Origin of the sequence: Micromonospora sp. LOL_024 (assembly GCF_048060415.1) — a bacterium.
Classification (GTDB): domain Bacteria; phylum Actinomycetota; class Actinomycetes; order Mycobacteriales; family Micromonosporaceae; genus Micromonospora.
In genome coordinates, this window is sequence record NZ_JBHMIS010000059.1 from 1 (window position 1) to 10,196 (window position 10,196).

At 70.6% G+C, this 10,196-nt stretch carries 8 protein-coding genes; 5 read left to right on the forward strand and 3 right to left on the reverse strand.

Annotated features, from left to right (window positions below):
• Positions 1 to 28: 28 nt before the first annotated feature.
• Both ACFHWY_RS26845 and ACFHWY_RS26850 read right to left on the reverse strand, forming a co-directional pair.
• The gene (locus ACFHWY_RS26845; RefSeq protein ID WP_416583041.1) at positions 29 to 505 is read right to left on the reverse strand and encodes an ABA4-like family protein; all 477 of its coding nucleotides are present in this window, start codon (positions 503 to 505) and stop codon (positions 29 to 31) included.
• Positions 502 to 1,473 carry a hypothetical protein gene (locus ACFHWY_RS26850; protein WP_416583042.1) on the reverse strand — a complete coding sequence of 324 codons (972 nt, stop codon included), beginning with the start codon at positions 1,471 to 1,473 and terminating at the stop codon, positions 502 to 504. Before ACFHWY_RS26850 ends, ACFHWY_RS26845 begins: the two co-directional genes overlap by 4 nt.
• 553 nt (positions 1,474 to 2,026) lie before the next feature.
• Between ACFHWY_RS26850 and ACFHWY_RS26855 the strand changes: the two genes are divergently transcribed.
• Positions 2,027 to 3,136: a cellulose binding domain-containing protein gene (locus ACFHWY_RS26855; RefSeq protein ID WP_416583043.1), complete on the forward strand. Its 1,110-nt coding sequence runs from the start codon at positions 2,027 to 2,029 to the stop codon at positions 3,134 to 3,136.
• Positions 3,137 to 3,710: 574 nt separating this feature from the next.
• On the opposite strand, the gene ACFHWY_RS26860 is transcribed toward ACFHWY_RS26855, so the two are convergent.
• On the reverse strand, positions 3,711 to 4,337 hold the full coding sequence (locus ACFHWY_RS26860) for a CG0192-related protein (protein ID WP_416583044.1): 627 nt from the start codon (positions 4,335 to 4,337) through the stop codon (positions 3,711 to 3,713).
• A 228-nt stretch (positions 4,338 to 4,565) separates the two neighbouring features.
• Here ACFHWY_RS26860 and manD point away from each other — a divergent pair, with 228 nt between their 5' ends.
• From manD to ACFHWY_RS26880, 4 genes are all read left to right on the forward strand, one after another.
• Positions 4,566 to 5,795, forward strand: coding sequence for a D-mannonate dehydratase ManD (gene manD, locus ACFHWY_RS26865; RefSeq protein WP_416583045.1), 1,230 nt, complete (start codon positions 4,566 to 4,568; stop codon positions 5,793 to 5,795).
• A gap of 237 nt (positions 5,796 to 6,032) precedes the next feature.
• Entirely contained in the window at positions 6,033 to 7,862 is a 1,830-nt protein-coding gene (locus tag ACFHWY_RS26870) for an AMP-dependent synthetase/ligase (protein ID WP_416583046.1), read from the forward strand.
• 187 nt (positions 7,863 to 8,049) lie between these two features.
• Positions 8,050 to 9,273 (forward strand): hypothetical protein, encoded by a 1,224-nt coding sequence (locus tag ACFHWY_RS26875; protein WP_416583047.1) that lies wholly within the window; start codon positions 8,050 to 8,052, stop codon positions 9,271 to 9,273.
• 174 nt (positions 9,274 to 9,447) lie between these two features.
• On the forward strand, positions 9,448 to 10,149 hold the full coding sequence (locus ACFHWY_RS26880; protein ID WP_416583048.1) for a hypothetical protein: 702 nt from the start codon (positions 9,448 to 9,450) through the stop codon (positions 10,147 to 10,149).
• The last annotated feature ends 47 nt before the right edge of the window (positions 10,150 to 10,196 follow it).

Consider the following 10,196-nt stretch of genomic DNA (forward strand, 5'->3'; position numbering starts at 1 on the left):
GCCGTCCTCGTTCCGGCGGGACCCGAGGTCACCTCACGAAAGGCGGCTGCCGTACTAGGCGCTGCGGGTCGGCACTACGAGCGGCCGGTGGCCGGCCCCACCTGGTCCGGACCGCCAGGTAGACGGCCAGTCCGAGCGGCCCCAGCAGAATCGTCAGCACCAGCACCGGCGCCATGACCAGCGCCGGCATCCGCCGCTCCCGGCTGTCGAGCCACGCCCACCGGCCGACGAACAGGTCGAACGCGATCATATGCGCCCAGGCCGCCGCCGCACCGTCGTCGGTGCCCAGCAGGTCGCGCACGGCGTCCAGAGTGGGGGAGGCCACCGTCGGCAGGACCTCTCCGAGCGCCGGTAGCACCAGGATGGCGTAGATCGTTGCTGCGGGCATCACGATCAGCGGCGACCGGACGATCCGGGCAGTCACCCGCCAGCTCGGCAGCAGGATCATCAGGGCCCAGAAGGGGGCGGCCACCGCGAACGTCAGCGTGAACAGTGTGGCGTTCATGCCGGCACCTCCAGTTGGCTCGTAGCGCCCGGAACCGTAGCCGTGCCCGGTGTGGTGGTCGGGCGGCGGCCCCGGAGCAGCACCGTGAGGATCGCGGTCGTGGTCGTGGCCACCAGCGCCGCGGTGGCGGCCAGAGTGAGCGCGTCCGGGCGCAGCAGTGGCTGCCCACGCAGGGCCTGCCAGGTGAGCAGGATCGTGAGGGCACCGTATGCGGCTCCCGCGACAAGCACCAGGCGCGCCCGGGTGTGCTCGTCCAGCCGCCGACCGGCGAAACGGCTCAGCAGGAGTGCCAGGATCGGCAGCACCTGCAGGGCGTGCAGCCCGACGAAGTGTCCGATCCGCAGATCCCCTCCGGTGGTGCTCCATCCGACCAGCGGCAGTCCCGGGCCGCCGTCCGGCACACCCACGCTGTGCGCCCCGGCGATCCCCTCGACGGCGGGGGCCTGGCCGGACTGCGTCATCGGTATCGCCACCAGCATGCCGAGCAGGGCCAGAGCGATTCCCAGGAGGACCGCGTACCGGGCGGCCCGGCCGGCGATCGGTTGCCGGACCACCGCGATACCGATGACGAGGTGGGCGGCGAAGAGCACCATGATCGCCGCACCCATCAGCTGCCACAGTGTGGAGTTCAACGCGCTGGTCTCGTTGTAGTGGCTGGCCGTGCCGCGCAGCACCTGTCCGACGATGATGGTCATCTCGACCACCCCCATGGCGACCACCACGGTGGCCGCCCACTCCGCGATCCGGCTTCGCCGGCGAAGCAGAGTGAGCATCCAGGCGAGAGTGAGGCCGTACAGGACGAAGGACACCGAGAACTTGAACGGTTTGAGCCAGATCGGTACTCCCGTCATGATCCGCTGGTCGACGACGATGCCGATCGCGCTGACAAGGGCGAGCACCGCCATCGCCGAGACGAACGCCAACAGTGGGCGGTGCCAGCGGGCCTGCCGGAGAAGGTTGGTAGTCATGCCTGCAGATGCTTCTCAGCCCGGCCGCCGACCGCGCCCGCCCACGAGCCGCACCTGCGGCCACTGGTCGTAGCCACACCTCCACCCCAGGTAGGAGAGCCGGGTCGGCGAGATCTGACGGGACGTCCCAGCAGTCTCTCGCCCTACGCACCGACATTGATGTACAGCATTGGATTATAAGTCCGCAACGGCGAATGGTTGCCCCTGTAAGCGTTTACCCGCTAATCTCGACGTCAGGAGCTTGGGGCGGCTCCGCGCGCACGCATCGGCTGCGCTCGGTGTCAGCTCACTTGGTTCATGCAGCATTCGATCGTGCGAGGTTGAGTCCGGGCGAGCCTTGTCGGTGTCAGGTCGACGCCCGTCGACTGCGGTGTTCTGTTCGTGGAAATCGTCGATCGCTGACTTCAGTGGTGAAGTCGTCGATTGCGCCGCTGCGAAATCGCAGATGGTGCCGCTCTGGTGAATAGTTGCTATGGGTCACGTCATCCGGCGGCACGTGCTGCCGGCGTACAAGCACCAACCAAACCAAAATGCTTCGAAGTGGGAGGTTCTCATGGCGCGGAGATTCCAGCTGTCGGCGCTGATCGCGGCCGTCGCCGCCGTCGCGACCACCGCGATGGTGTTCGCCGTCGGCCCGACGGACGCCGCAGCGAACGCCGGAGTGCGGGTGATGCCGCTCGGAGACTCGATCACCGACGGGTATAACGTGCCTGGCGGATATCGGATCGACCTGTGGCAGAAGTTGGTGGCCGGTGGCTACCAGGTCGACCTCGTCGGCTCGAAGTCCAACGGCCCGAGCAGTCTCGGCGACCGCGATCACGAGGGCCACTCGGGCTGGACGATCGCTCAGATCGACGCCAATGTGGTGAACTGGCTGCGGACAACGACGCCGCGTACGGTCATGTTGCACATCGGAACCAACGACATGGTCGGCAACTCGTCCGGCGCGGCGTCCCGGCTCTCCGCCCTGATCGACCGGATCACGGCGACGGCGCCGTCGGCGGACGTGTTCGTCGCGACCATCGTCCCGCGGTCGGGAGCCGACAGCCAGGTCCGAGCGTTCAACGCGGCAATCCCCGGCATCGTCCAGAGCAAGATCAACGCCGGGGCCCGGGTGCACCTGGTGGACATGTACAGCGCCTTGACGCTCGCCGACCTGGCAGACGGCGTACACCCCAACACCCGTGGTTACAGCAAGATGGCCACAGTCTGGTACGACGCGCTCCGGGCCGTGCCGGGTGCTATCGGCGGTGAAACGCCGCCCACCACCACCCCGCCCACCACCACCCCGCCCACCACTGCCCCGCCCACCACGCCGCCGCCCACCACCGCCCCGCCGCCATCGGGCGCGTGTCGGGTCGGCTACACGGTCAACGCGTGGAACACCGGACTCACCGCCTCGGTACGGATAACGAACACGGGTGGCACGACGGTGAACGGCTGGTCACTGGTGTTCACCTTGCCGGCCGGTCAGACCATCACCAACGGGTGGAACGCGTCCTACGCCCCGTCAAGCGGGGCGGTGACGGCCCGAAACGTCTCCTACAACGGCGGCCTGGCACCGAACGCCTCGACCGAAATTGGTTTCCAGGCGACCCACACCGGCAACACCGGCCGACCTTCGGCATTCAGTCTGAACGGCGTGCCCTGTTCGATCGCCTGACCACTTCGCTCACGGTTCGGGTCTCGCACGTTGCTCGAACCGGACACGCCCGCTCCCGGCCGGCTTACGCCCGGAGAAGGGCGACTGACTATTCTGAGGACTCCGGGGCAGGCGAATGGTATGACTCAACGAATATGGATTCCGACTCTCGACGGTGCAGCTGGAAATGCTTGCCAGCTGGCTGACTGGCGAGATCCGGAAAGCGCCCACAAAAATCGTGATCCCCAGTTCGGACCACTTCCGAATCCGTACGCCGATCGCGGTGCGGCAGCGGACCGCACCCGGCGGTTCCTGCCGAAGACCGGCAACGCCGCCGGCACGATGCGGATCTCCAGCCGCAAGGCGGGCAACCTGGCCCAGTGGCGGGACTGGCGGACCCCGACTCTGGCCGACGGCCCGACCGCTCCGTCGCCCGGGTCGGGCTGCGGCGCATCAGGTCGCTCAACCAGGGGAATCTCAGGATACCGCACTAGCCGCCTTCCCTGACTGAAGGCTGCCCGTCCAGCCGGCAGACCGTTGGACGGACGCGGCACGGGCCCCGGCACAGGTCGGGGCCCGTGCCGGCGTCGTGGCGTCAGCGCACGACGGCGTACGCCAGGGGTGCGCTGACGTCGTCCCAGGTGCCGGTCAACGTCGCGTCGCCCGAGGCGGGCACGGTGCCGGGCCGGCGGAGCACGGCCAACTCGACCGTCTCGGTGACGATGACCGTCGGGTCGCCGTCGACCACCCGGCGTACCGGGCCGAAGGCGGGCGCGGGGACACCTGCGGAGGCGTCACTGGTGATGTCCATGCTGGGCGGACGCACCTCCCGGCCGCCGTCGAACTCGAAATACTCGATGGCCTGCCCGGCACCGGCGAGGACCGCGTCGGCCAGCGCGGCAGCGTAGACCGGGTCGCCGGGCGCGTCGTAAACCCAGCGTCGGCCGAGCACCGAGTGCTCCATCGTGTCCAGCAGCCGGTAGTCGGCGCCCTCCAACGGGGCGCCACGGTAGGTCAGCGGCACCTGGTACACCGGCCCATCACCGGCCCGCACCAGCAGCGTCTCGATCCCAACCTCACCGGCCGGGTCGTCGAACCGGTACGCGGCCACCCGCACCACCTTCGCGCCGGCCTCGCCGTCGTACCAGTCGCGGGTCGGTAGCCAGGCCGCCAGCAGTTCGAGTTTGGTGGGGTGCAGTTCCGCCCGGTGCAACAACGCCATAGGTCGCATCGTACGCAGGACCCCCGACACCGACGCTCCGCTCGGCCGAGGGGTACGTCGCTCAGCTGAACGGGGGAGCATCCGAGACGCCGCGCGTGACAGCACGCTGCCGCGGGCCTGCTCCCATCGCATCCATGTCGTCTTCTGTATAGATTCGCATCCATGACCGGGTATCCGGCCGCCGGAACCACCCTCCGCTCAGCACAGCCCGCGAGAAAGGCACCCCTCGTGAAAATCGTCGCTGCCGACGTCATCGTTTCCAGCCCGGACCGCAACTTCGTCACCCTGAAGATCACCACAGCGGACGGCATCACCGGGCTCGGCGACGGCACCCTCAACGGTCGTGAACTCTCCGTGGCCACGTACCTGCGCGATCACGTGGTGCCGTTGCTGCTCGGGCGGGACGCGCACCGCATCGAGGACGCCTGGCAGTTCCTCTACCGCTCGGCGTACTGGCGGCGGGGGCCGGTCACCATGGCCGCCATCGCCGCCGTCGACGTCGCGCTCTGGGACATCAAGGCCAAGGCCGCCGGCATGCCGCTCTACCAGCTGCTGGGCGGTGCGTCGCGGACCGGCATCATGGCGTACGGGCACGCCTCCGGCCGCGACCTGCCGGAGCTGTTCGATTCCGTCCGCGCCCACCTCGACCAGGGCTTCCGGTCGATCCGGGTGCAGACCTCGGTGCCCGGCATCAACGCCGTCTACGGCGTCGCCACCCAGAGCAGTGCCGACGGCAGGCGCTACGACTACGAGCCGGCCCAGCGCATCCCGCTGCCGGCCGAGGAGGACTGGGACACCCGCGCGTACCTGCGTCACCTGCCCGGCGTCTTCGAGGCGGTCCGCAACGAGTTCGGCCCGGAGCTGCCGCTGCTGCACGACGGTCACCACCGGATGACCCCGATCCAGGCCGCCAAGCTGGGCAAGGCGCTCGAACCGTACGACCTGTTCTGGCTGGAAGACTGCACGCCAGCGGAGAACCAGCAGGCGCTGCGGCTGGTCCGGCAGCACACCACCACGCCCCTGGCGATCGGAGAGGTCTTCAACACCGTCTGGGACTACCAGACCCTGATCTCCGAACAGCTCATCGACTACGTCCGGTCCGCCGTCACCCACACCGGCGGCATCACCGCCATGCGTAGGCTGCTCGACTTCGCCGCCCAGTACCAGATCAAGTCGGGCATCCACGGCCCCACCGACATCTCGCCGGTGGGGATGGCCGCCGCGCTGCACCTGGACCTGGCCATCCACAACTTCGGCATCCAGGAGTACATGCGGCACGGGTCACTCACCGACGAGGTGTTCCGCCAGTCGTTCACCTTCACCGACGGCTACCTGCACCCCGGCGAGCAGCCCGGCCTCGGCGTGGAGCTGGACGCCGAGGCCGCCGCTAGGTTCCCGTACCGGCCGGCGTACCTGCCGTTCAACCGGCTCAACGACGGCACCGTCCATGACTGGTGACCGACCACCCGCCACCCGGAGGGCGTCTCGACCGTCTGGGCCTCCAGGCGCCCACCCCACGAGCTCGCCGATCTAGGGACAAAGGTCGCTACATGATCTCCGCCGACAACGAAGGTCCCTAGATCGGCGGGGCGGGGCTCGGCGGGCGCGGGTTTTCGTGTTCAGGGGAGCTGGTGGGGGCTTGGGGGTCAGGATGTAGGCGCAGCGCTTCGGGATGCGACGGCAGGGTGGGCGGGCGTGCGGGAGACAGCGGTTGACCCGATTGTCAGCGGCGACGATGCCGGCCTGGCCGAACAGGTGTGGCGCAACGCGGCGGAGGATCCGGACGCGGTGCAGTTCGTACGACCGGACCCGGATCCCCGGTCGTGGCCGGTCCGCCGCTCCGGGCGTGGCGGCGCCCTGCCGGTGACCTGCCGACAGTTCCGCGACGACGTGTCAGCCGTGGCCCGAGGTCTGCTCGCCGCCGGAGTCGTCCACGGCGACCGGGTCGGGCTGCTCAGCCGTACCCGCTACGAGTGGACGCTCGTGGACTACGCGCTCTGGGCGATCGGCGCGGTGCCGGTGCCGGTCTACGACACCTCAAGCGCCGAACAGATCAGTTGGATACTCGGTGACTCCGGTGCGGTCGGCGCGGTGGTGGAGAGCGCCGAGCACCTGATCACCGTGAACGGACTGCGCGAGAACCTACCGGCGTTGCGGCAGACGTGGCGCATCGACGCCGGCGACCTCATCGTGTTGGCCGCGCAGGGCCGTACCGTCGATACCGGCGAACTCGACGCCCGACGGCGCGCGGTCTCCGGCGCGGATATGGCCACGATCGTCTACACCAGCGGCACCACCGGCCCGCCGAAGGGCTGCGTGTTGCGGCACGGCAACATCTCCGCCGACATCGGCAACGCCACCGCCGCCCTGCCGCAGCTGCTCCATCCGGGCGCGTCGACGGTGCTCTTCCTCCCGCTCGCGCACGCCTTCGCCCGGCTCATCCAGGTCGGCATGGTGCAGACCCGCGCCACCATGGTGCACAGCGCCGACGTGTCCGGGGTGCTCGACCAACTGCGCCGGTTCCGGCCGACCTTCGTCCTCGCGGTGCCCAGGATGTTCGAGAAGATGCACGACCAGGCACGGCACAGCGCCGAGGACGCCCACCGGGGATGGTTGTTCACGTTTGCCGAACGGGTGGCCCTGCGCTACAGCCGGGCTCTGGACACGGGGACGGGGCCGTCGTTGCCGCTGCGCCTGGCGCACGAACTGTGCGACCTCGTCGCGTACCGCCGGATGCGCGCCGCCCTCGGTGGACGGTGCCGGCTGGCCATCGTGGGCGGCGCCCCGTTGGGTGAGCGGCTTGGCCACTTCTTCCGGGGTACGGGCATCACGGTGCTGGAGGGCTACGGGTTGACCGAGACGTCCCCGGCGTTGACCGCCAACCTGCCGACGGCGTTGCGGATCGGCACGGTCGGCCGGCCGTTGCCGGGAGTGTGTATCCGCGTCACCGACGACGGGGAAGTCCACGCCCGGGGCGAGATGGTGTTCACCGGCTACTGGAACAACCCGGAGGCGACCAGCGCGGCGCTCACCGAGGACCGGTGGTTGCGAACCGGTGACCTCGGCCGGCTCGACGACGACGGCTTCCTGCGGATCACCGGACGGGCGAAGGAGATCATGGTCACGGCCGCCGGCAAGAATCTCGCGCCCACGCCGATCGAGGAGCGCATCCGGACGCATCCGCTGGTCAGCCAGGTCATGCTGGTGGCCGATGGCCGCCCGTACGTCTCCGCGCTGGTCACGGTGGACCCTCACGGGTGGCGACGGTGGCGGGACCAGCACGGGCATCCCGGAGCGTCGGTGTCCCAACTGCGCGACAGCCCGCAGCTGCGTAACGAGATCCAGGACGCGGTCGACCAGGCCAACCGGAGCGTCTCGCATGCCGAGCAGGTCAAGGCCTTCCGCATTCTGCCCCGGGACCTCACCGAGGCCGACGGCGAACTCACCCCCACCCTCAAGGTCAAGCGCCAGACGGTGGAGGAGCACTTTCCTGACGATGTCGCCGCCCTGTATCGCGGCCACTGAGCGGTCCGTCGGTCCGCGCCGCCCCGCCGATGGTGATCAACAGCAGGGCGGCGCTGTAGGCGACACCCCAACTGGGTGCCAAGGCGGCGTGGTGGGGGACACGTCCACTCCTCACCTGGCTGGACCAGTACCCGTTCCGCAGCGACACGCCCGGCGCGCTGTGACGCAGGTGTCGCGCTGGGTTAGTGTGCGGACGCAGTTGGTGGTGGTCGGGCAGGTGGAGGCGCCGGTGACGGGTCGACGGCGTGGCCGCCTCGTCCGCGCTGCGCTACGGGTGGGTTTCCTGACCGTGGGCGTGGGTGCGGCCTGGTGTGGCTACGACATGGCGACGACGGTTCCCGCGCGCGCCGCCGAGCACCCACCGGTGGTCGGGGACCAGTCGACGCAGAGCGCGGCCCGGCAGGCCGCATCCGCCACTGACCTGATCCGTGCCGTCCTCACCCCCGTGGTCGCCGCCGACCGGTCTTCCACTGGGCCGTCCCGGCCGGTAGCGCCGGTCGGACAGGCGCCACCGGTCAACCACGCGCCGGCCGAACCGGTCGCGCCTCCCGCCGCCCCGCCGTCCCCGGCCAAACACGGGTCCCCGCTGACGGAGGTGGCCGCGCCGTCCACCGAGCCGACCCCGCCGGTGCCGCCTTCGCCGTCAACCGAGGTGCCTGGGCCCTCGTCGCCCGGCCGCCTCCCGACCGACGCCGCACCGACCGCGCCGCGTCGCGCCGGGTCCCGCCCGGCGGTCGGCGAGGACCAGGTACCCGCCGCGGTGGCGCGGCTCGTCGTGCCGGTGGCCGACACCCTCGGCCCGCTCGCGGAACCGCTCATCGCCGCGCTGAGCCAACTGCTGGCCCCCACGTCACCACTGCTCGACACGATCGTGGCCGATCTCGAACCGATCCTGCGGGAGCTGGCACCGGTCCTCGGCCCGCTCGACCCGATACTCGATCTCCTGGATCCCGTCGTGGCCCTGCCCCAACCGGCCCCGGACGCGCCCGAGCCGGACCCGGTGCCGCAACCCACCCCGGATCCCACGGGGCCGCCGGTCGACGGGACGCCGCCGGTCGACGTCGTGCCGCCCGTCGACCCGGCCGCCACCGACGCGGTGACTCCTGGCCGGTCCAGTGCGGGTACCGCCTCCCTTGGGTCTGCTCCTTCGTCGCCGCGCGCCGGAGCGAAGTCGGCCGGCGGCACCAAGAACCGCCCGGACCGGCAGGCCGAGCGCACCCCGGGTCCGGCACCCCTCTCGTCGGCGCCCGGCACCGGCGGTGTGGACCCGAGCCCGACCTCCCACGGCGGCGCCGCCGACGTGGTCCTGGACGCCTGGGCGCCGCCTACGGCCAGCGGCCGGGTAACCCGGCCGGACCGCACTCGGCGCCACTCCTCCCGATCCCCGCGCCCACGCAGCAGACCGGCCTGACCGGAGGACGTGATGTGCCGCGCCGCCACGACTGTGGTGGCCGGCCGACTCGCCCGGTGTCGAGCGCCGCACCCGGTTGTCCGTCACCGCCCCGTCCCGCCGCCCGCGCGCGTCCGCGCGGCCCGGTCCGGCCGGGTCCTTCCTCGCTGACCTTCCGTCTTACCAGGAGTTCTCATGCACGTCTCTCTGCCCGTCAACCGCGCCCGATGGTGCGACATCGACTGGCTCGTGGACCTTGTCACCGCCACCGTCGTCCCGACCTCCCTCGGGGCATGGCTCGTGCCCGAACAGCGGGAACGGCCTGCGATGATCGCTGCGGTGGCCCGAATCTGGGTCGAGCACGCCCTGCTGTTCGGTGACGCCTTCCTACTCAAGGACGGCACCGCCGCCACCGTGTGGTTCCACCGATACCGCCCGATCCCACCGCCACCCCGCTACGACGAGCGACTCGACGACGCCTGCGGCCACCACGTCGTGCGCTTCCGCCGGCTCGATGACCTGCTCGCCGCGCGGCGGCCCGACGAGGCGCACAACCACCTCGCCTTTCTCGCCGCACCGCCGGATGTCGACCGGGCCGGCCAGGCCGCAGCGGTCCTCGCCGGCAGCCACCAGTGGATGGACAACCTCGGGTTGCCGACGTACGCGGAGGTGCACGGCAGGGCCAACCTTCGCCTGTACCGCCGGCTCGGCTACCGCAACCTGCACCGGGTGTCACGGCCCGACGGTGCCGCGGTCGACCTCCTCTGGCGGGCCGCGTCGTCGGTCCAGACCGGTAACCCGAGCCGCCCGCCGCAGCAGCTGGACTCCGGCGGGCCGGGTCCGCTGCCCCGGCTCGCCATGATGGCCGAGCCCGGCGGAGCCCCGGTCTGCTGTTGACGTACCGCGCCGACCGGCAGTCCTGTGCGGGCGGGCCGGCACTGGCC

Coding starts and splice junctions, on each gene's coding strand:
- ACFHWY_RS26845 (WP_416583041.1), bottom strand. CDS start 505: ATGAACGCCACACTGTTCACGCTGACGTTCGCGGTGGCCGCCCCCTTC.
- ACFHWY_RS26850 (WP_416583042.1), bottom strand. CDS start 1,473: ATGACTACCAACCTTCTCCGGCAGGCCCGCTGGCACCGCCCACTGTTG.
- ACFHWY_RS26855 (WP_416583043.1), top strand. CDS start 2,027: ATGGCGCGGAGATTCCAGCTGTCGGCGCTGATCGCGGCCGTCGCCGCC.
- ACFHWY_RS26860 (WP_416583044.1), bottom strand. CDS start 4,337: ATGGCGTTGTTGCACCGGGCGGAACTGCACCCCACCAAACTCGAACTG.
- ACFHWY_RS26880 (WP_416583048.1), top strand. CDS start 9,448: ATGCACGTCTCTCTGCCCGTCAACCGCGCCCGATGGTGCGACATCGAC.